Origin of the sequence: Labilibaculum antarcticum, assembly GCF_002356295.1 — a bacterium.
GTDB lineage: Bacteria > Bacteroidota > Bacteroidia > Bacteroidales > Marinifilaceae > Labilibaculum > Labilibaculum antarcticum.
Genome location: NZ_AP018042.1, coordinates 349,879 through 371,894, shown reverse-complemented (window position 1 = coordinate 371,894; position 22,016 = coordinate 349,879). Strand labels below are relative to the sequence as shown.

At 35.7% G+C, this 22,016-nt stretch carries 16 protein-coding genes; 5 read left to right on the top strand and 11 right to left on the bottom strand.

Features of this window, described 5'->3' with window-relative positions:
• Window positions 1–9: 9 nt before the first annotated feature.
• Both ALGA_RS01405 and ALGA_RS01400 read right to left on the bottom strand, forming a co-directional pair.
• Window positions 10–879, bottom strand: coding sequence for a DUF58 domain-containing protein (locus tag ALGA_RS01405; protein WP_096427599.1), 870 nt, complete (start codon window positions 877–879; stop codon window positions 10–12).
• Between the two features lie 87 nt (window positions 880–966).
• On the bottom strand, window positions 967–1,962 hold the full coding sequence (locus tag ALGA_RS01400) for an AAA family ATPase (protein ID WP_096427598.1): 996 nt from the start codon (window positions 1,960–1,962) through the stop codon (window positions 967–969).
• A gap of 402 nt (window positions 1,963–2,364) precedes the next feature.
• On the opposite strand from ALGA_RS01400, the gene truA reads away from it, so the two are divergent.
• Together truA and ALGA_RS01390 are read left to right on the top strand one after the other, a co-directional pair.
• Window positions 2,365–3,129, top strand: a complete 765-nt coding sequence (gene truA / locus ALGA_RS01395; RefSeq protein ID WP_197705666.1) for a tRNA pseudouridine(38-40) synthase TruA — start codon at window positions 2,365–2,367, stop codon at window positions 3,127–3,129.
• Window positions 3,122–3,601: an RNase H family protein gene (locus ALGA_RS01390; protein WP_096427596.1), complete on the top strand. Its 480-nt coding sequence runs from the start codon at window positions 3,122–3,124 to the stop codon at window positions 3,599–3,601. Before truA ends, ALGA_RS01390 begins: the two co-directional genes overlap by 8 nt.
• Window positions 3,602–3,846: 245 nt before the next feature.
• On the opposite strand, the gene ALGA_RS01385 is transcribed toward ALGA_RS01390, so the two are convergent.
• The 7 genes from ALGA_RS01385 to ALGA_RS01355 all read right to left on the bottom strand — a co-directional run bounded on the left by ALGA_RS01385 (window position 3,847) and on the right by ALGA_RS01355 (window position 14,960).
• On the bottom strand, window positions 3,847–5,082 hold the full coding sequence (locus tag ALGA_RS01385; protein WP_096427595.1) for a DUF3999 family protein: 1,236 nt from the start codon (window positions 5,080–5,082) through the stop codon (window positions 3,847–3,849).
• A 52-nt stretch (window positions 5,083–5,134) separates the two neighbouring features.
• Entirely contained in the window at window positions 5,135–7,504 is a 2,370-nt protein-coding gene (locus ALGA_RS01380; RefSeq protein WP_096427594.1) for a DUF2339 domain-containing protein, read from the bottom strand.
• Between the two features lie 875 nt (window positions 7,505–8,379).
• The gene (locus ALGA_RS01375) at window positions 8,380–9,753 is read right to left on the bottom strand and encodes a right-handed parallel beta-helix repeat-containing protein (RefSeq protein WP_096427593.1); all 1,374 of its coding nucleotides are present in this window, start codon (window positions 9,751–9,753) and stop codon (window positions 8,380–8,382) included.
• Between the two features lie 375 nt (window positions 9,754–10,128).
• Window positions 10,129–10,869, bottom strand: coding sequence for a shikimate dehydrogenase family protein (locus ALGA_RS01370; protein ID WP_096427592.1), 741 nt, complete (start codon window positions 10,867–10,869; stop codon window positions 10,129–10,131).
• A 1-nt stretch (window position 10,870) separates the two neighbouring features.
• Window positions 10,871–11,809 (bottom strand): DUF368 domain-containing protein, encoded by a 939-nt coding sequence (locus ALGA_RS01365; RefSeq protein ID WP_096427591.1) that lies wholly within the window; start codon window positions 11,807–11,809, stop codon window positions 10,871–10,873.
• Window positions 11,810–11,850: 41 nt separating this feature from the next.
• The gene (locus ALGA_RS01360; protein WP_096427590.1) at window positions 11,851–13,254 is read right to left on the bottom strand and encodes a tetratricopeptide repeat protein; all 1,404 of its coding nucleotides are present in this window, start codon (window positions 13,252–13,254) and stop codon (window positions 11,851–11,853) included.
• A 149-nt stretch (window positions 13,255–13,403) separates the two neighbouring features.
• Window positions 13,404–14,960 carry a DUF4301 family protein gene (locus ALGA_RS01355; RefSeq protein ID WP_096427589.1) on the bottom strand — a complete coding sequence of 519 codons (1,557 nt, stop codon included), beginning with the start codon at window positions 14,958–14,960 and terminating at the stop codon, window positions 13,404–13,406.
• Window positions 14,961–15,227: 267 nt separating this feature from the next.
• Between ALGA_RS01355 and ALGA_RS01350 the strand changes: the two genes are divergently transcribed.
• Complete coding sequence (locus ALGA_RS01350) at window positions 15,228–16,223, top strand: TIGR01212 family radical SAM protein (protein ID WP_231706026.1); 996 nt, start codon at window positions 15,228–15,230, stop codon at window positions 16,221–16,223.
• On the opposite strand, the gene ALGA_RS01345 is transcribed toward ALGA_RS01350, so the two are convergent.
• A complete protein-coding gene (locus tag ALGA_RS01345) occupies window positions 16,224–16,952 on the bottom strand; it encodes a tetratricopeptide repeat protein (RefSeq protein WP_096427588.1) in 729 nt (242 codons plus the stop codon).
• Between the two features lie 100 nt (window positions 16,953–17,052).
• Window positions 17,053–18,888, bottom strand: coding sequence for a YgiQ family radical SAM protein (locus ALGA_RS01340; RefSeq protein WP_096427587.1), 1,836 nt, complete (start codon window positions 18,886–18,888; stop codon window positions 17,053–17,055).
• 200 nt (window positions 18,889–19,088) lie between these two features.
• Here ALGA_RS01340 and hisJ point away from each other — a divergent pair, with 200 nt between their 5' ends.
• The gene (gene hisJ / locus ALGA_RS01335; protein WP_162845361.1) at window positions 19,089–19,928 is read left to right on the top strand and encodes a histidinol-phosphatase HisJ; all 840 of its coding nucleotides are present in this window, start codon (window positions 19,089–19,091) and stop codon (window positions 19,926–19,928) included.
• A gap of 259 nt (window positions 19,929–20,187) precedes the next feature.
• A complete protein-coding gene (locus tag ALGA_RS01330) occupies window positions 20,188–21,993 on the top strand; it encodes a lysophospholipid acyltransferase family protein (protein WP_096427585.1) in 1,806 nt (601 codons plus the stop codon).
• Window positions 21,994–22,016 lie beyond the last annotated feature (23 nt).

Here is a 22,016-nt window from a genome sequence, read left to right as displayed (position 1 = left end):
TCTTAAAATTTAGTGTCCTCTTCGTTTAAATAAGGCAATTAAAGATCTCACGTAATCCTGATCCGTACGGATATTGGCCACATCGACCCCTGATTTTTTGAATGTTTCGATAAGCAAATTGTCTTTATCTCTCCACCATTTGGCGTAATTATCTCTTACCTTTTTATTCGAAGTATCTACCCAACTGTATTCTTCAGTTTCAGCATCTTTAATTTTAATCAAGCCAATGGAAGGAATTTCCTGTTCTCGTTTATCGAAAATTTTAAGAGCCACTATATCATGCTTTTTGTTCGCAATCGTTAAGGCATTTTCAAAATCATCATCAATAAAATCGGAAATCACGAAAGTGGTGCATCGTTTTTTAATCACCTGAGTCATATATCGCAAAGCATTGGCAATATCAGTATTTCGATGTTCAGGTTTAAAATCGATTAATTCACGAATAATTCGCAGAATATGCGATTTCCCTTTTTTGGGGGGAATAAACTTTTCAATTTTATCGGAAAAGAACAACATCCCAATTTTATCGTTGTTTTGAATGGCTGAAAAGGCCAGTACTGCGGCAATTTCTGTAATCTGATTTTTCTTTAGTTTAGAGACGGTCCCAAATTCACGGGACCCACTCACATCAATCATCAGCATTACGGTCAGTTCACGTTCTTCTTCGAAAAGTTTAACGTAAGGCTGATTGTAACGGGCTGTTACATTCCAGTCAATATTTCTAATATCATCACCATATTGATATTCCCGAACTTCGCTAAAAGTCATACCGCGTCCCTTGAACGCAGAATGATACTCCCCGGCAAAAATGTTTCGGGACAGACCTCTGGTTTTGATCTCGATTTGTCTAACGCGCTTTAATAATTCACTAGTATCCATTTTGTAGAAATGAGATTTTAGATTTGAGATATGAGAAGGAGATCAAAAGTAAGACTACCCTCATTCACACATTTACTCATTCACGATTTAAGGAACTTCAATGGTATTCAAGATTTCACTAATAATGTTCTCGCTAGTGATGTTATTCGCCTCAGCTTCGTATGTCAATCCAATTCTGTGACGCAATACGTCATGACAAACTGCACGGATATCTTCAGGAATTACATAACCTCTGCGCTTAATAAAAGCATAGGCTTTAGCTGCTGATGCCAAACTAATACTGGCACGGGGCGATCCACCAAAGGCGATCATATCTTTGAATTGTTCCAATCCGTAATCGGCAGGAAAACGGGTTGCAAAAATGATGTCTACAATATATTTTTCAATCTTTTCATCCATGTAAACATCTTTCACAACGTCGCGTGCTTTATTGATGTCTTCCGGGTTTAAGATTTTACTTGCTTTTGGAAATGCCTTCAAAAGATTCTGACGCATAATAAGTTGCTCTTCGTCTTTTTTAGGGTAATTAATTACCACTTTAAGCATAAAACGGTCAACCTGTGCTTCTGGCAAAGGATAGGTTCCTTCTTGTTCAATTGGATTTTGAGTTGCCATTACCAGGAATGGCTCTTCCAATTTATAAGTGGTGTCACCAATCGTGATTTGACGCTCCTGCATTGCTTCCAATAAAGCTGCCTGAACTTTTGCCGGAGCACGGTTAATCTCATCTGCGAGAATAAAGTTGGCGAAAAGAGGTCCTTTTTTTACTACAAATTCTTCTTTTTTCTGACTGTAAATCATGGTACCTAACAAATCGGCAGGTAACAAGTCGGGAGTAAACTGAATACGACTAAATTTAGCCTCTATGGTAGTTGCAAGTGTGCTAATTGCAAGTGTTTTTGCCAGTCCGGGAACACCTTCTAATAATATATGACCATTTGAAAGCAATCCGATCAATAAGCTTTCAACAAGGTGCTTTTGACCAACAATAACTTTGTTCATTTCCATAGAAAGCATATCCACAAAAGAACTTTCTTTTTGGATACGTTCATTTAGTTCTTTGATATCAACTGTTTGGATCATTAGAAATATATTTAATTACTTGAAATATTTACATAAAAAGAATCTGGTTTTTCTAAAAACCTTTACAAAGATAAACCTTTGAGGGTTTTATGAAAATGCATCGCAGTTAAAAATTGTTAATCATTTATTGATGAGTCATAAGGTCAATAGATCGTTAGATAGTAGCTTGATTTACATCCTGTTTATTTTAAAATATTCACATTTTGATGTTCAGTAAATGAATTACTCTTAAAATTAGGCGTTTGCAAAAGCGTAACGAACTATTTAAGGCGGAATTATTAATTTAATTGAGTTTTTGTTTTTGAATCTGAACTTTAAAAGAAATAAGTACAAGTTAGTTTGATTTATTTACTTTTGTGAAGAAGATCAAATTCACACAGTTTTTGAAAAATAATATTTGAATTGAAGAAACGATATTTTATTCGCCTAAGTTATAAAGGAACCAACTATCACGGTTGGCAAATTCAGCCTAATGCCAATACTGTTCAGGAAGAGCTCAATAAGGCTTTGTCAACAATATTAAATCAGCCAATAAATGTGGTTGGTTGTGGAAGAACGGATACGGGAGTTCATGCCAGCGATTTTATGGCTCATTTCGAGATGGAAGAAGGCTTTCCGTTTGGTTGTGAGAAATTGACTTTTAAGTTGAATCGCTTTTTACCTCACGATATAGCAATTAACGAAGTGTTTCCTGTAAAATTGGATGCACATACACGTTTTGATGCCATTTCCAGAACTTACCAATATAAAATTACAAAGCATAAAAATCCATTTCGAACAGACTCACACTGGAAAAATCAGAATGAGTTGGATGTTGTGAAAATGAATGAGGCGGCCAAAATTCTTTTTGAGTATATTGATTTTACGAGCTTTAGTAAATTGCATACCGATGTAAAAACGAACAATTGCAAAATAGCAAAAGCTGAATGGCTTGAGGCTGAAGATGAATTGGTATTCACGATTCAAGCGGATCGTTTTCTTCGTAACATGGTTCGCGCCATTGTTGGTACTTTAATAGAGGTGGGGCAGGGAAAAATGGATCTGGATGGTTTCCGTCAGGTAATAGAAAGTAAGAATCGATCAAAAGCCGGAACTTCGGTACCGGGTCATGGCTTGTTCCTCGCCAAAATTGAATACCCAACCGATTTAAGAATGGAAGATGTGTAATGACTTGTATTTATTTACGGATGGTAGTGTCAATCCACAATCAAAAGTAGGATATGGAGCCTTTCTATGCTTATCGTCTCTATCCATTTCTTTGGAGGAAGCTAAATCTCGGGTGAAACTAAATCGTTTCGAAAACACCTCTTCTACCAAATTGGAATTGCAGATTTTACTATTGGCTCTGAATGAAATCGATTCAGACAATTGCCATGTGATTGTCTATACCGATTCTCAGAACATTATTGGTTTGCCTGGTAGGAGAGAGCGTTTTGAAAAAAATGACTACCGCTCTAAGAATGGCAAACTCATCGCCAATCATGAACTATATCAGGAATTTTACCGGCTTACCGATCGTTTAAAATGTGAGTTTGTAAAGGTGGAAGGACACAAAGCCTCGGGTCAAAAAGATCATGTCGATCAATATTTTACACTTGTCGACCGAGCTACAAGAGCTGCGCTACGGAAGGGGAGGTGATAATTACGAATTAATAATTTTCATTCTCAAGTTGAATTATCTGTCCTTTTGTATTTTGTTGCTTTTTGATTTGTTGCAATTCCATATTGTATTACTCATCAGATCGTTTTTTTCCTAATGCTGATTGAAGAGAATTCGTCATCAGATCCTCTTTATCTATAATGGAGCTCAATAAAATTTTTAATGTTGCGACGTTACTATTGAATTCTTAATTCATAATTACTCATTCTTAATTTTTTTCTGACTTATCGTTCGTCCGTTTTTTTAATCATTTTTAGAGTGAAGCTGGCCAGAATTAATATGATTAGAGCCATAACTGCCCACAGCCATTTTTCATTGGCAAAAAGAGGTTCTGATTTTGGACCCACTACTTTACTTACCGTTTTTTCATCGCCCAGACTAAGAGTTGTTATTGCATTGGGGATTTTGTCTGAAAATCGGGAGATGTCATAATTTGGTTTTTGGGCATTGTTGCTTCCATAACAAAGGAAATACTTTGCTGGTTTCGAAAATCGAACCAATAACTCATAAACAGATCCTCTTATTTCAATATCCCTAATTGTCAACGCTTGGTTGTCGTTGTTGCTGATGATAACTTTTAAGTGTTGTGCACTTGTGTTGTTGAATGCAAACTCGTTTTTTTCAATGGAACTTAGAGTACCCGTAGCAAGAGTTTGGTAGTTGTATTTCCAACCACCTTCTGTTTTTGTACTATCCGTAAGATATTGAATGTGAATGGGGCGGTAATAATCGAACGATTCATTAAGGTTGATTTTAAGATCATTTACCAAAACAGGTGATTCCAGATCAATAGTAAGCTCAGTCTGCTGTAGTTTCTTGTTTCCAAAAGTGCTGATTTTCCCTGTTTTGTAGGTTCTTGATTTTCCTTTCACAAGTTCTTTCATAGATATTTTAGCACTTTCTAACTTCGGTTTTTCTTCGCTGCTGATTACTATTCTGTAAAAAGAATAGTTTGCAGTTGGAAAATCGAGTTTTGTAAACTGATAGTTTGTTTGCTTATTAATAATTGAAAGTATTCGGTAATCCTCGATAAGAGTATACCAATCTTGTTGATTTTGACTTCCTTCCAAAGTAATTTTCCAGTCGAAGTTTTTCTGTTCAAAATTTAATTGAATCTCATTAATTGAATTGGATGTGGGAACTTTGAATGTGAAGTAATAGCCATTCTTGTTTCGCGACTGATTCAACAATTTGAAATCAACATCTGTGTATTTCCTTACATCTTCAGTCGAATGCAGAATATACGGTGCCTCAAGAGTATCATTTTGCTTAGAAATACCTATTATTCTTAGGTCTTCCAGATTGGGAGAAATCTTCGCAATTATTTCATTGGACAATTCCAGTTTGTGCCATTGACCTGTTATCCCAATAATTTCCCTTTTATAGTTGAAATCATTTTTCTGTGCATACGAATTGGTGAATGTGAAAAGGAACAGAAGGAAACAGATCTTAATTTTCATAACGTATTTTTTATTCTTAGGTAAGTCAAAACTAGTCCGGATATTGTGTGTTTTACGCTCTACTATCTTCTTCATCAGTAATGTTAGCCTTGTATTTGTTGTAGAGGAATGAAATAATCAGAAGAAGTATTCCCAAAGAAACAAACACAATGGTTTTTGCAATCGTGCTTAAATCCGATATGTCGTAAAAGAATAGTTTTGTTAATGTAAGAGCAAACAAACCCATGGCACCAATTCGCAAATGCTTTTTGTTTTTCCAAATGCCGTAAGCAATTAGCAGCAGGGAATAGGAGCCCCAAAGTATGCTTAATCCAAGCTTGTACGATTGAGTTGATCCGCTTAGGTCCATCCAATTAAGCAGTTCGCTGCTGAAAATCCATAAAACAGAAGTGAAAAGCAGGTATTCAAAAGCTATTTTATAGGGTCTTGTGTTAAATTCTTTTTTAACATGAAGATAGGTCGTGGCAAGCGATAAGGCTGCAAAAACCAATGCAATGTATCTTATCATTATATTGAAAGATCCGCGATGATAGTATTCAGCTAAATTTTGATTGATGTAGCTTTCGCGCATTTCACTTAGTGAGTACAAACCTTGCGTTAAAAATATAATAAGTGTTAGCGTTGATAATCCAATACTTACGTAGCCCCATTTTTTGTTTTTTAATTTCTTGATATTCACAAAAGAGAGAATGGCGAAAAATAGTAAGGAATAATTGATGATCCATATCGTTTTAAATTCTTTCAGATCGTAATTTTTATAGTTGTGAGCATATTCCTCTCCGGTTGCTTGTATGCTTAAAGCAGAATCCTTTAGTAGCTGACTCCAATAGTTGCCAATTTCCAATCGGAAAGAGTAGTACAAGGTAAACACCAGAATTGCAGGAATTGCATAGGATAATACTTTCGTGATTTTCATCCAGGAGCCTATCAGGCTTGGATATTTAGGATTGTTGTTTAGTTTGTTGATGAGCCCAAATGAAACAATGAAAAGTAATGAACTTAGAAAATTAACATTCCAAAACAGAGCGATTTTTGTTTCCGGAACTGCCACAATGTAGGTGTTATACATTGTTGTCCAATCTTGCAAAATACTAAAGAAGGCAAGTACCATTAAGGCGTAAGACATGGCTTCGTATATGGAAACTTTTTTAGTTCTTCCAATCCAAAAGAGAAGAGCTGCTTCACTGGCCCACAATAGAGTTACCCAATTTCCATCTAACTGAACAGGAAAGGCAATGGTGATAAATATGAGAACTAAACCTGATATTAGATAGAAAACATTCTTATCGGCCAATTTTTGTTTGTAGATGATTACACTTACGATACTGTGAATTATCGCATTAATAAGGGTAAATAATCCTAATAAATGTTCGCCTGTATCGTGAAGAGATAAAATAGAATATCCCAAGCCAAAAAAGATAAAGGAGTTGGATACGAGTAGCAGCGAATTGCTTTTGTTGAATTTTTCCTTTCGAACTAATTTATAGGCTAGAAATAGCAGATAAAAGATCGCAAAAAATATAGTTAGAAAACCAGCTCCCAAAACAAAATGTTCCTCTGTGTTGTAATCATTAATAAACCATGAGAAGAAAATTAGCCAGGTAAGAAGGAAGGAGGTGTAGTGCAGTTCTTTCCAGTATTTTTTGAATGCAATAAATAAAATACCCAGATTAATTATTGTCATGTATGTGAAAAGCACGGCTACTTTCCCAGAACCTTCGCTGAGTAAAAAGGGAACTGCATATGCACCCACCAAGCCGATGTGAGCAATTACCTGTTTGTTGTAATTGATTGCTGCAACAACAGTGAACGCAGTAAAAATCAGCATTAAAATAAAAGCAACCGCTTGCGGGAAAAGCCCATAAAAACTATAGGCCATGTAGGTGATGAAATATAGAATTGCTATGGCGCCACTTACCAGAACGGCGCTGAAGCTTTCATATTTCTCTTTTAGTTTTATTCCAAAACCCAACAGACCAATGCCAGTTAAATAAGCAAGTATGATTCTGGTTAATGGGCTTATCAGGTTGTTGTCGATAGAGTACTTCGCACCTATCGCCACACCAATAACGGTAATCGCAATTCCGATTTTATTAATCAGATTTTCACCAATAAATTTCTCAAGGTCAGATTTTACTTTTGGCCGTTTAATTTCTTTAGGAGTTGGCGCACTTGTTTTTGTAATTTCAACTTTATCTTCTTCCTGTTTGATTGGAGACGCTATGCTTTTCAGATCATCAAGAAGAGATTCATTCAAAATTTCCGTCTCTTTTTTATCAGCAAGAGGGTCGGTATCGCTGCTTTTCAAACGAATTATTTCATGTCGTAATTCACTAATCTCATTCGATAGCGCTTCTTGTTTTTCCCGAAGAATCTCCTGCTTCCCAAAGAGCTGATTAATTTTGTCCTTATTGTCTGACATGTTGTTCGTTTATGAAGTATTGCAAATTGCATTCCCTAATGTAAGGAATTCTGCTCTTTAGTTTGTGAATTTATGAAAAGCATTCTAGTAAACAAAGCTCATAGCTAGCTTAATCTTGTGTCGTTTTATAGCGATTTTAATAATTAGTGAGCTGTGGCGAGCGAAAAAAACTCGGTATTAAGATCAAAATGAGCCTCCTGAAATGTTTATTTTCAGCTATATTTTTGTTAATAAAGATGCACCCTAAACTGGCTGTACTTTTTTTCTGAATACTCTACTATTTAAATTGACGGTGTTTTTATTGGGATTAGCTGTATTTATTGGCGGGCGAACGCTCAGGCTTTTGGGCGAATGCTCCCGTTTTTGGGCGAACAATGCCCCATTTTGGAATAACTCTCCGTAAATCGGGCGGACAATGCCCCATTTCGGAATGACGCTCCGCAAATCGGGCGGGCAATGCCCCACTTCGGAATGACGTTCCACAAATCGGGCGGGCAATGCCCCACTTCGGAATGACTCTCCGCAAATCGGGCGGGCAGTCCCGAAAAAATTGCAAGGCATTTCGGATTGCTTGTGTTTTTGTGTTCACAAAGCTGTTGTTTCTGTCTTTGCTAGTGATTGTTTTCTGATTGGAGGGAGGGCAGAGTAGGCTCTTTATATTTTGAGTCCCAGTTTGGTAAGGATCATCACGCTTGATCCATTGAAGAAACCCGCATACTAAGAATTTGGTGGCGTGAAAAGCACAGTGGCGGTCAATAGACTGTCATCTGTCTACTCGACTCGTAGGCGTTTTTGATAATTTTTCAATAATACTTACCATTTTTCATTCAATTTAGCTTGGCTATGTTTGGTGAAGGATTTCGGATGTAAGTATTTTACCAACCATCAATAACACATTGAAGTGAATAAGGTTCATCTTCAGATAATGGGATTTCTTCTAAATTATTACCTATATAATTGCCACTTGCAAAGCCAGTAACGTTATTAAATCGATACGACCAACAGTATCGAAGTTTAGGGTGATCTTCTGAATACGTAACTAAGTTATCTATTAAAACAGCGTTGGTAAAATCTGTAAAAGATAAGAAATAGCCTAAAAATTCGTTTCTACGTACATCTGCATCCGAGCTGTCATACATATACATTCCACAGCTATTCATTACATTCTCATGTACATAGGTAGCACGAGAATGTCCTTTATCGCCACCTCTAGAATATTGTATATAGCCTAAACGTCCGTTTGCTGATCCATCAACCATCGTAATCGTATTTCGAGCAATAATATTATGTGTTTTATGCCAACTAACAATAGGTCCATCTGTATATTTGCTTCCTTCTCCTTGTTCCATGGTATTGTCAAGAATATATACATTTTTACCAGAAGCATTTACAATGTCGCCACCCGCATTATGATGGAAATAATTATTCTGAATTAAAATATCTTTATCTATACGTCCAGCGCCCTCAATATCAACTCCAAACTGTGGTGCAATTCCATTAATATGATGTATCTCGTTATCTTTTATTTGAATACGCTCACCACCAACAATAGAAATTCCTTGTCGCCGGTTGTTGTAAATAGTGTTTTTGGCAAACGTAACATCCTTAGATTCCAGTACTAAAGAGCCATCACCAGTTAAATCTCGAATCTTCATGTTTTCTATTAGTACATTGTTGTTATTGAAAACACAAATGCCATGTCCTTCATCATGAGCTGTTTTTCCATCACTTTCTCGAGGAGTAAAAATATGAGTATCTCGTTCACCAACTATTGTACCACCTCTTACAATTATGTTATCGCCATTTAAACGTAAAACACAATAGTTCCATTTGTTATTGGTTTCAATACCCATAATGGCACCATCTTCAAATATGAATTCAGTGTTGCCGTATATTTCAATTCCACCTTGGTAGATATCGTTTCCATCCTTACCTACTAAATATTTACCTGTTGGAAGTATCACTTGAGTATATCCTTCATCATGGGCCCAATCTATTGCTGCTTGTAAATTTGCTGTTGTTTTATCGGCATTGGTATAATTACTGGGAATATCCCAGTCGGTTAAATTAATGGTATAGGTAGAGTCGTTAGCAATTTCCGGTAAGTTAACATCAAAGGCCATAATTGGTAATCCATTCCCATCTAGATTTTCTTTATCAACACCTTTATTGGAGGGATCGGAAGACTCTTTTGTACAGGTGATAAATAGTAGTATAAATAGTAGAAAATAGTTGGCTGTATTTTTCATTTTTATTGAAATGATAGGGGTTTGATGTATACTTAGTTATTGCTATTTGATTGGTTTTTGACTATACGTGAACATTAGCAGAGTTTAAATGTTGGATTTTCTACTCGTATAACGCAAAAGTGTTCTCGAAGTTGTTGAAAGTAGGTGGATTAACAAAAGATAAGTAGAGGAAAGTGTTTTATTTGAAAAAGAAAATGAGAGGCGATGGATCGTGTTGTGTTTTATAGTCTTGATAGGAATGGCAGGGAAAGGTGCTTGTCTTTTTTTAATGCCTAAAGAGGAGGGGGAGAACAGCATACTCTGTAAATACGGAGATTCTTCAATTTGTCAGGGTGACAGCCGTATTTAATTAATTGAGTGGGTGGAAATTTGGAATTATTGATTCCAAATCTCCCAATTTCTTTCTGCCTGCAGGTGAAGCATTTTTAATCCGTTGTGTGTTTTAGCACCTTGTTCTGCTCCTTTTTTCATGAAAAGAGTTTCTGCCGGGTTGTAAACTACATCGTACAGAAAATGATCTTCGGTGAGAAGCTCGTAGGGAATATCCGGACAGGTGTCATTTTTTGGGAAGGTGCCCAAAGGAGTACAGTTTACTAGTAAGTGGTAATTGCCCATTAGTTCCCTCGAAAGCATGTCGTAGTTGATGCATTTATGGGAAGCAGTTCGGGATACAAATTGATATTCAATTCCCATTTCTTCAAGTCCTGTGGCTACAGCTTTTGAAACGCCACCAGTACCTAAAATCAAGGCTTTTGGTTTCTCAGCATCTAGAAAAATACGCAGTGATTCAGTAAAACCATGAATGTCTGTATTGTATCCTACTAATTTAACCTTCTCGTTTTCACGGATAATCTGAACAGAATTAACAGCTCCAATTCGTTTTGCCAAAGGATCAATCTCATCCAAAAATTGAATGATATCTTGTTTGTATGGGATGGTAACGCATAATCCTTTTAAATCGGAATGCTGCTTCATAATAGCAGGAAAATCTTTAATGTTAGGAAGCTCAAAATTTAAAAATGAAGCATCTATATTTTCTTCAGTAAACTTATCCGTAAAGTATTTTTTTGAAAAAGAGTGACCCAGAGGGAAACCAAGAATTCCGAATGTATCCATTTTATTCTGTTTTTGATTCCGGAGAGAATTTTTCCATCATCCAAATTAATAGAAATCCTGCTATGGCCAAAAGAATTGCAAACATCAATTCTGAATCGTGGCCAATTATCTTCTCAAAAGTATTTGGTAGTATATTTTCCTGCAACAATGGTTTTTCCACACCATGTCTGTCAATAAATGTTGAAACTGTATTTTTCCATGGCCATACTTTATTCAAAGATCCTATCATGAATCCGGCAAGTAAGCCAATAGTCATGTTGTGGTATTTTCTCAAAAGCCAGCTAAGCAGGTTCGAAAAACTCAAAAGACCTACAACAGCACCAGCACCAACAACTGCAATTACATCCAATTTAAAGGTACTTAGAGCATTCATGATGAATTCGTATTTTCCTAAAAGGAGCAAAATGAAAGCTCCTGATATTCCAGGTAAAATCATCGCACAAATGGCTAAAGCTCCCGAAAGAAAAAGAAACCAATAGGAACTAGGTGTTTCTGCAGGTGTAGCAACTGTTACCATATAGGCGATGCCAATACCAATAATCATTGCTATAATAGTCCGTAATTTCCATTCCGTTATTTTTCGAGCAATAACAATAGCCGAAGCAACAATTAATCCGAAGAAGAAAGACCATACTAAAATAGGCTGTTCGGCCAGTAAATAGATAATGAGCCTAGCTAAAGACAGAAAACTTAAGAAGATTCCGGAGATCAATGCCAATAGGAAATTTCCGTTAATTGCTTGCCAAAATTCTTTGAATTTAAATTGAAAAAGAAGTTTAGCTGCACTTCCATTTATGGATTTAAGACTATTTATTAACTCTTCGTAAATTCCAGTAATAAAGGCAATTGTTCCACCTGAAACACCTGGTACAACATCGGCAGCACCCATTCCCATTCCCTTAAAGGCAATAAGAAGGTAATCTTTCATTTTTCTGGGCATAGTATATTTTATTGAGATCGTTTTACCAGATTCAAATGCAACTATTGATTCGACTTGATAAGCTTGGTGAAGTTTTTGTTTTCTTTTAATTCAGGAAATTGAATGAAAATATCATTTATGTTTTCAGAATCGATATCAATTGCTTGTCTGATGTATTGCTCCGATTTATTGATATCACCAGTAATTGCATAGTAAGCCGCTAAATTGCTAAGTAGTTGAGGACAATTTGGCGTTTGGCTAAGACTCTCCAGAAGCACGTCAATAGCTATTTCTTCATTTTCATTCTGATGATAATACTCAGCAAGAGTAATGGGATAAGTGGTGTCGTATGGATCCAATTCAATTGCTTCTCTAAAGGCCTGAACCGCTTTTTGAGGAGAATTGGCTCTTGCATATGCCGATCCTAAGGCAAACCAATAATCAGAATTTGTATCATCCAGATTTTTAGCTTTTTCAAGATAAACCAAACTCTCATCTATTTTATCCTGATACATGAGTACCAAGCCCATTCCAAACCAAGGATCGGATAAATTTTCATTTGCTTTAATAGCAGTTTCGTAGTTAATTAATGCTTGTTCGTGCTCTTCCATTTTTTCAAAGCATTCTCCAATGTATGAATAGGTGGAAGCATGATCATCATCAAATTCGAGATATTCGGTGTAGCATTTTATTGCATCTTCAAATAATCCCTGATTAGCCAGAGCATTGGCTTTATTGAAATAAGCTTTACTGTGTTGATCGTTTACAGCAAGAGTATATTCATAAGCTTCAACGGCTTTTGGGAAATTTCCCACACGGTTGAATACTATCCCAATGTTATACCAAGCGTTGTCTGAGAAAGGATTAAGCTCCAGAAATGCCTCATAAGCCGCGATACTCTGGTAGTCTTCTCCAATTTTCTCATAGCAGTATCCCAATTCAAAAAGAACTTCAGAATCTTCCTCATCCAATTCCAGAGCTTCTTCTAAATATTCAATGGCAAATTCGAACTGATTTAGTTGTTCGAAAGCAAGTGCAATTCGGAAAAGTAAATCTTCACGATTCTCATAACTTACTTGTAAGGCTTTATCGAATTCTTTCTTTGCAAGTTCATACTTTTCCAAATTGTTATAAATATTGCCTTTAAGTAGAAGTAACTCCTTGTTAGAAGATTCAATTCCTTGTATTTTTTTTAGGATAGCAAGTGCCTCAAGCTGTTGCCCGCGATCAACTAAAATCTGAGCTTTTTTAATTTGAAGAGAAATGGCACCTGGGTGCTGTCTATTAGCAATATTCGAAACTTTTACAGCTTCCGAAAGATTGCTCTTCTCAATGTAATGATCAATGATGCTTTCAAATTCATGAACATCGAAATAGTAGAGCGTTTCAGCTTTAACCATTTCTTCGAACCGGCTTACCAAAGTAAGCGCATCATCATCAAGATAGTTTTCTGTATTTTCTATCATGTATCAAATTAAAATGATTATTGCACTGCAAAAATAGGATTAATTTTAAAATATTCAAGATGTAAGATATTAACAAAAGTTATCCAGACTTCTATTTTTATAGTGTACTGCCTAAAACAAACGGCCTCCTAGTAAGAGGCCGTTGTTAATTATAAATTGCGATGTTCAATTCTTAGTAAGTCAAATACTGTTTTCACAGGATTAAATGTGACTGTTGGTACTTCAACAAAAAGAGTATTCCAATCCGACATTGCACCATTCCACAAACCAGGTAGTTCCATTGCTTTCAGGTCATTACCGTCATGCGATTTTTGAGAGATAAAACCAGTCTGTTTATCGATAAATTTAGGCAAATCAAATTTATTTCCTTTTACGTCTCTAATGCCACAAATCAAGTCAACAGGATTAAAATGAGTGGAACGTTCTAAAATGTTTTTTTGTCTAACGTCTTGTTTGTCAATTTGCGATCCTTCAATAATTTGAAGAGAAACAGAACCATCTAAATTTCTTGACCAGAATGGTCCGCCTCCAGGTTCTCCATCATTCTTAACCATACCACAGACACGAATTGGACGGTTTAATTTGGTGAATAGGTATTGCTTTAGTTTTTCAGGATCTTCAATTTTAAGATTTGCTGGTGCTTTTATACAAAGTTTTTCTTCTAAAAAAGCAAGCATCTCATCAAGAGTGTCTTGTGAAATGTTATTATCCTGTTCCAGAACTTTCAAATATTCAAAAATAAATGACTGGTACTCTAACAGTACACCCGCTAAAACTTTTTTGAATTTGTAGGTTGGTCCCTTTAAACGATCAGGAACAATATTGTCAATGTTTTTAATGAAAACAATATCAGCATCCAGCTCATTTAAGTTTTCAATTAAAGCGCCATGTCCTCCTGGTCGAAAAAGAATTGTTCCATCCTCGTTTCGGAAAGGCTCGTTGTTTATATCAACGGCAATTGTGTCGGTTGACGATTTTTGAACCGAATAGCCAACTTGTAGTTTGCCGTCATATTTTTCTTCAAATGTCTCTTTCGTCTTTTCTAAACGATCTTCAAATAACTCTTTGTGATCAGCCGATACCGTTAAGTGAATTTGGGCATCCCCTTTAAAGTTTTTAGCATAGTTGAGGGTCTCTACCAAATGTTCTTCAAAAGCAGTTCTTGAGAAATGCTTGTATCTATGGAATTTCAGTAATCCCTTAGGCAGATTAGCATAGTTAAGACCTTTTCTTGTTAGCAGCATGGCCAGAATTTGCTTGAATTGATTTTTATCAATCATTTTTTCCAAATCCATGTTATTTTCTGAAACAACATTTCGAAGATCCCCATAGAAAGCAAAATCTTCAATTCTGTCAAAGAAGTTAAACATGGTTTCCGGTCCTTTGTTACAAAGTAATTTCAGGTATTCGTCTTCAGTGTCCTGATAAGTGTTTAAAAAATCGTAAAGTGGTTTAAACATTCTGGTGGCTGCGCCCGAAGCAGGAACAAATTTCAGCAATGAGAGGTCCTTTACATGTGCTGTAAAAACTTCCTGATAAATAGCCTGTTCGTCAGATCCTATTTGTAAAATTCCGTCATCAATTGTGGCTGGCTTCTTAAGTTTCATTTTAGGAAAACCAGTCTTGAAGTTGCTTAGTTGCTCTTCAATGGTTTTAATATCAATAGCTTTGGCCTCAAATTGAGATTGGTCTTGTTTTGAAAACATGTTTAAAGTTTTAATAAAGTGTCGCAAGCAATATAAAGAATACTTTCAATAAATGAAATGCTCTTTCTATTAAATGAAAAAAATAATTATGCAATGCTTTGCAAAATCAGATGTAAAAATACAATTATTGTACGAGATTTCATACTTGGGTGTATTCTCGCCAGGTGTAAAATGAAGGTGCCTGTATTTTAGTTCTTTATTTTGTATAATTGAATGTAGTGAACTTCACTCGATGAATTCCAATTAGTGCAGATCAATATTATAAAAATGGATTTCTTTTGTACTTTTGCATCACATTTAGGCAAGATTATGACGGATAAGAATTTTAAGTGGGGTACTAATAAGAGGTATAATGATTTTCCTAGTTCATTTAAGAGAAGGTTTTCGGAACGAGTTCAGAAAATATCTATCGATGCTGGTTTTACTTGTCCAAATCGGGATGGAAGCAAAGGGGTAGGAGGTTGCACTTATTGTAATAACAATAGTTTTAATCCAGCTTACTGTAGTCCTAAGAAAACAATTACAGAGCAAATTTTGCTAGGCATAGATTTTTTTAACACCAAATACAAAGCACAGTATTATCTGGCATATTTTCAGGCTTATTCAAATACCTATGCACCGATTGACCATTTAAAACGAATTTATGAAGAGGCTTTGTCTCATGAAAAAGTAGTTGGTTTGGTAATTGGTACCCGACCCGATTGCGTTTCTGATTCTCTTTTAAGTTATTTGGAGGAATTGGCAAAAGATTATTATATCAGTATTGAATACGGTGTGGAATCGGTTAATAATAATGCTTTGGCGTCTATAAATCGAGGTCATACCTATCAGGAAGCTGAGAAAACGATAATGAGAACTTCGAATCGTGGAATTCATATCGGAGCTCATTTGGTGAATGGTCTTCCGTTCGACACACCACAAATGATGATAGATCATGCAGTGAAGTTGTCAAACTTACCAATTGATACGCTCAAGATGCATCAGTTGCAAATTCTTAACAGCACAGCAATGGCCAAAGAATATGATGTAGAGCCAGAAAAGTTTCATCTGTTCGAAATGGAAGAGTATTTGGACTTTGTAGTGGATGTTATTGAACGAATCAACCCGGAAACAACCTTGGAACGCTTCATTAATCAGGCACCTAAAGGCTGGTTGATCGCTCCTAAATGGGGCATCAAAAATTTTGAGTTTGTTAATAAGCTTGACAAGAAATTGGTAGAGAGAGATACTTGGCAAGGGAAACTATATATGGCTGTTGAATAATTAGCCTGTAATTTGCTTTAGAATGTTCCTGGCTTTCTTAAACCCTAATTTTTCTGATTGCTTAATGTCCGAAATAGCTGCTTCTTTATTTCCATTTTTTAAATTGGCAATTCCTCTGGCAAAGTAAGCACGTTTTAATTTTGTGTCGATTTTTATCGCCTTATCATAGTAATTGATTGCCTTAGAGTATTGTTCCATGCAATCTAATGCAACAGCTTTGTTGTAATAGACACCAGAAGAGTTCATGCCGTATTTTATTGATAAATCGTAGTCTTTGACTGCTCCTTTGTAATTTCTCATGTAATACTTGCAAATTCCGCGGAAATGCAAAGCCTTTGTGTTTCTTGGGTTTATTGAGAGTAAGTGTGAGTAGTCTTTAATCGCCAACTCGTAATTTTTCTGATTTTCAAATAGGATTGCTCTGTTTAGATAGGCTTCCTCTTCAAATTTCTGTTTGGTAATCACGAAATTAAGGTCGTTGATTGCTTCCCTGTTCTTGTTTAAAAAAGAGTAACAAATGGCTCTGTTGTAATAGGCCGGAAGGTAGTTCTTATCATCTTTAATGATTGATGAGAATTCCTTAATTGCTAGGGTGTATTTTTGATTCGCCATTAATTCTATGGCATTCTCATTTGTTCTGTCCTCTTTTGATTTATTACACGAAATCACAAAAAACACAAGAAGAATGAATAACGCAATTGAAGTAGTCTTTAAGTAGAGTTTAGTCATGTAAAGTCGTTAGAGTTAATTGCTCTAATATACGCAAATAAACAAAAGAGGTTTTCAATCGCGTTAAGAATGTTATCAAAGGCTGTTTTTAGTAGTCTAACTACTTGAATAGCTTGGTTAGCATGTCTTTTTTACCCATTTTTATCAATTCTGTTTTTATAGCTTCGCGATATTCCTTTTTATACCAGAATAAGAATTTTCGTTGCGACAGCTTCTCTTTTACACTCTTTGCTGTAAATACTTTCTTTAAAGTGTATGGATGGTAACCAGAGTAGTAAATTACAGTAGCTACAGTCATTGGTGTAGGAGTAAAATCCTGAACCTGTTCCAGTTTAAAATCAAGTTCTTTGGTTTTTACTGCAAGATCTGCCATGTCGGTACCATGACTTCCCGGATGACTTGAAATGAAATAAGGAATTAATTGTTGGTTTAAACCTTCCTTTTTATTGATATCGTCAAAAAGAGCTTTTAGTTTGTAAAATAAATTGAAAGATGGTTTTCGCATCACATTTAAAACTTCATCAGAAGTGTGCTCTGGTGCAACTTTTAATCTTCCTGATACGTGATTCTTGATCAATTCAGTTGCATATTCCCGGTTTGATTTATTGATTTTGGCATCTTTTGTTTGGTGAAGAATTAAATCATAACGAATTCCACTGCCAACAAATGATTTTTTAACTCCGGGAACCTGATCTACCTTTTTGTAGATATCAAGCATTGCCTGATGATTTGTGTTCAAATTTGGGCAAACATCCGGGTGTATGCATGAAGGTCTTCTGCAGGTTTTGCATATGGATTCAAAAATCCCCTTCATTTGATACATATTGGCCGAAGGACCTCCTAAATCGGAAAGGTAGCCTTTGAAATCAGGCATTTTAGTGATGTTTTCAACCTCTTTCAATATCGATTTCTCGGATCGGTTGGCAATAAATTTTCCTTGATGTGCAGAAATGGTGCAGAATGAACAGCCACCAAAACAACCTCTGTGCATGTTAACAGAGAATTTAATCATATCAAAAGCAGGAATCTTCTTGTCTTTGTACCTGGGATGTGGCAATCGGGTATATGGTAAATCATAAACCTCATCCATTTCCTTTTCATTCATAACCGGGTAAGGCGGATTTACAATTATGCTCTGATCTTTATAGTCTTGAGTTAATTTTTTTGCCATCATGGCATTCGATTCCATTTCAATGTAACGGAAATTACTCGCAAATTTTTTCTTGTCGTTCAGGCAATCTTCATGTGAATACAATTCCTGATCCTGCCATTGTTTTTTTGTTGGATAAGATTCGTCTTTTGAAACCAAAAATGAGGTTTGAGGAATATTAGTTAAAGAATAGAAGGGAACTCCTTTTCTTGTTAATCGAACGATTTCCTTCAAGGGTTTTTCACCCATTCCGTAAACCAATAAATCAGCATCGCTTTCACATAGTATGCTGGGCTTTAATTCATCATCCCAGTAATCGTAATGTGTTACTCTTCTTAATGAAGCTTCAATACCTCCAATAACGATGGGGGTATCAGGATAGAGTTTTTTAAGAATCTGAGAATACACAATTGTCGGACGGTCAGGTCTTTGCCCATGTCTTCCTTCAGGAGTGTAGGCATCATCATGTCGCAATCTTTTGTTTGCAGTATAATGATTCACCATAGAATCCATATTGCCGGCAGTTACCGCAAAGAAAAGTTTGGGTACTCCTAGTTTTTTAAAATCGCGCAAGTCGTCACGCCAGTTCGGTTGTGGCACAATGGCGACCTTAAGTCCTTCTTTTTCAAGAACTCTTCCAATAACAGAAGCTCCAAACGATGGATGATCAATATAGGCATCGCCACTAAATAGAATTACATCTAATTCTTCCCAGCCTCTTTCTTTTACTTCCTTAGCAGATGTAGGAAGCCATTTATCTATGTGTAATCTGTTGTTCTCTGTCATAAGTATCGAAATTACTGCAAAGATAGTATTATTTATAAAGATTTTAAAGAAGGATTTTATCGTCCTGGAAAATAAAATTAATTCCAAACAATAATTACCTTCTATTGTTGTCCTATTTCGTCTGTGAAACGCATGTTTAGCGGGAAATTGCTTTGTGATATTGATCGCTTAGAGTATCTTTGCTTTGCTAAATTAGAATGATGAATTATTTTTCATATCATACCCACACTCAATATTGTGATGGTAAAAGTACTGCTGAAGAACTGGTGTTAAGAGCTATTGAGCTCGGTCTTACCGCAATTGGCTTTTCGTCGCATGCTCCATTGCCTAAAAAGGAATCTTGGAGTATGTCAATGGATATGCTGGAAGATTATATTGCCGAAGTACAAGAGTTAAAACAAAAATACAAATCGCAAATAGAGGTTTATGTGTCTCTCGAAATTGATTATATTCCAGGTGTTACAAGATCATTTGACGAGTTCAAAAGGGAATCTAATTTAGATTACACGATTGGTTCCGTTCATTTGGTGAAAGCAAAGTATGAATCTGAGTTTTGGTTTCTCGATGGGCCGGATACAAATTATATTCATGGTATTGAGGTTTTGTTTGATGGGGATGTGAAAAAGGCTGTAAGTGCTTACTACAATCAGGTAATTGATCTTATTAAAACTCAAAAGCCTGATGTAATTGCACATGTTGATAAAGTTAAAATGAACAATAAGGGCCGTTATTTTTCGGAAGACGAGAAATGGTATGTTGCTTTATTAGACAAAACAATTGAGGTGATTAAGACTTCGGGCACCATCGTTGAAGTCAATACCAGAGGGATTTACAAGAAGAAATCGGGTTCTTTTTTTCCTGATTCTTATTTTCTGAAAGAATGTGAAAAGAGGGCAATACCTGTAACTGTCAGCTGTGATGCTCATCATGCAGACGAATTAGTTTCAGGTTTCGATTCAGCCATCGGGTTGCTTAAAGGTATTGGGTTTGAGTCAGTTCGTGTTTTTGCAGATGGAAACTGGCGTGATCAGTCTTTGTAATTAACAGTAAATGTTGTTTTTTTAATCGAATAATGGACTTGAGTATTGATAAATAATACTATTTTTATCCGGTTGAAAAGGTCTGCAATTTTTAGTTTGATTAGCATGCCAATGTTGTTACCTTGTTACTGGAAAGAAATATTTTAAATAATAAAACTATAGATATACTATTTCATTTTGCGCTTTGTCTAAGATGCCAATTGATTTAGCTTGTCACTCCCGATACTTATTGGGACAACCTTAATAGACCTTATTACATATGAAGTTGGTTGATGCAAAAGATTTATTGAAAGCCAGTGAGAACATGAACTGGCTTGGTGGTGAGAGTTTCGCGAAATTGTTAATGTATGTTCTTCGATTGAATAAATTGAATGATTTGTATTCGGCAAACTGTGGCAAAGAAGGTCTTGAATTTATAGATGCATTGCTAGAGGATTTAGGAATTAAATTCGAATTTGATGAGGAAGAATTAAAGCGTATACCTAAGGAAGGTCCGTTCATGACAATATCAAATCACCCGTTTGGGGGAATTGATGGCTTAATCTTAATTAAGCTGGTTTGTATGGTTCGTCCAGAGTTTAGAGTGATGGCTAATTTCTTGTTGAAAAAGATAGAGCCAATAAAAGATTACTTTTTAGGCGTAAATCCTTTCGAGGAAAGAAAGGGTGTTGCTTCGAGTACCGGTGGTATTAAAGAAGGACTTCGTCATTTAAGTGATGGTTTTCCATTAGGGATATTTCCTGCCGGAGAGGTGTCTTCTTATCAGTCTCACACAAATAACATTACTGATAAACAATGGCAACCTTCTATTCTTAAATTTATTAAGAAGGCTGAAGTTCCTGTTGTTCCAATTTATTTTCAGGGAAGCAATAGTTTGATTTTCCATTTGTTGGGGATGATTCATCCCGCGCTGCGAACTGTGAAATTACCTTCGGAACTATTAAATAAGAAAAATAAAATCGTTCGGATTCGTATCGGCAACCCAATACCAGTAAAGGATCAGGAAGGATTCACAGATATCAATCAATATGGTCGTTTTTTGCGAGCAAAGACCTATATGCTGGGAACACCCATTGAAGTGAAAAAGTTTTATCAATTCAAACGCAAGGAAAAGATTGCGAAGGTGGAAGACATTATACCTCCTGTAAACCCAGAGATTATTCAACGAGAGGTAGAAGGACTAGCTCAGGAATATTTGCTTTTTAAAACCAATAATTTTGTTGTGTACTGTGCTCCTTCAGCTCAAATGCCTAATGTGCTGACAGAAATAGGCCGATTGCGGGAAATTACTTTTCGGGAAGTTGGTGAAGGAACAAATCTTGGAATTGATATTGACGAGTATGATTTGTATTATCATCAGCTTTTTATTTGGGATGAGGAACTGAAAAAAATAGTAGGTGCCTATCGGGTAGGCAAGGGAAATGAAATTCTTTCGGAGTATGGTTTAAAAGGTTTTTATCTACAAAGCCTGTTTCGTATAAGCAAAAAATTTCAGCCTATTCTTCATGAATCATTGGAATTGGGGCGTTCTTTTATTGTGAAAGAGTATCAAAAAAAGCCAATGCCTCTGTTTTTACTTTGGAAAGGGATTCTGTATTTTTTGCTGAAAAATCCACAGTCGCGTTATTTGATTGGGCCGGTTAGTATTAGTAATAAGTATTCTAACTTGTCGAAAGACCTGATCATTAAATTTATTATGCGTAATTATTTTAATTACGATTTAGGCCAGTATATAAAATCGAGGAAGAAATTTAAGGTAAAAATAAAAGGTCTGGATGTAGATATTTTATTAGAAATGGCCAAGAATGACATTAATAAATTGGATAGACTGATTGGTGATTTTGAAATTACAAATGACAAGTTGCCAGTTCTGCTTAAAAAGTACATTTCATTGAATGCTAAGATTGTAGGCTTTAACATAGATCCCAATTTTAATGATTGTCTGGATGGTTTAATCGTAGTCGATTTATTTAATGTACCTATTAAAGTAATTGAGTCTTTGTCGAAGGAATTTAATGATGATTCGATTATGAAAAGATTTTCATCCGAAGATGTCCGTTTTTAGCATATATTTTACGACCTTTGCAG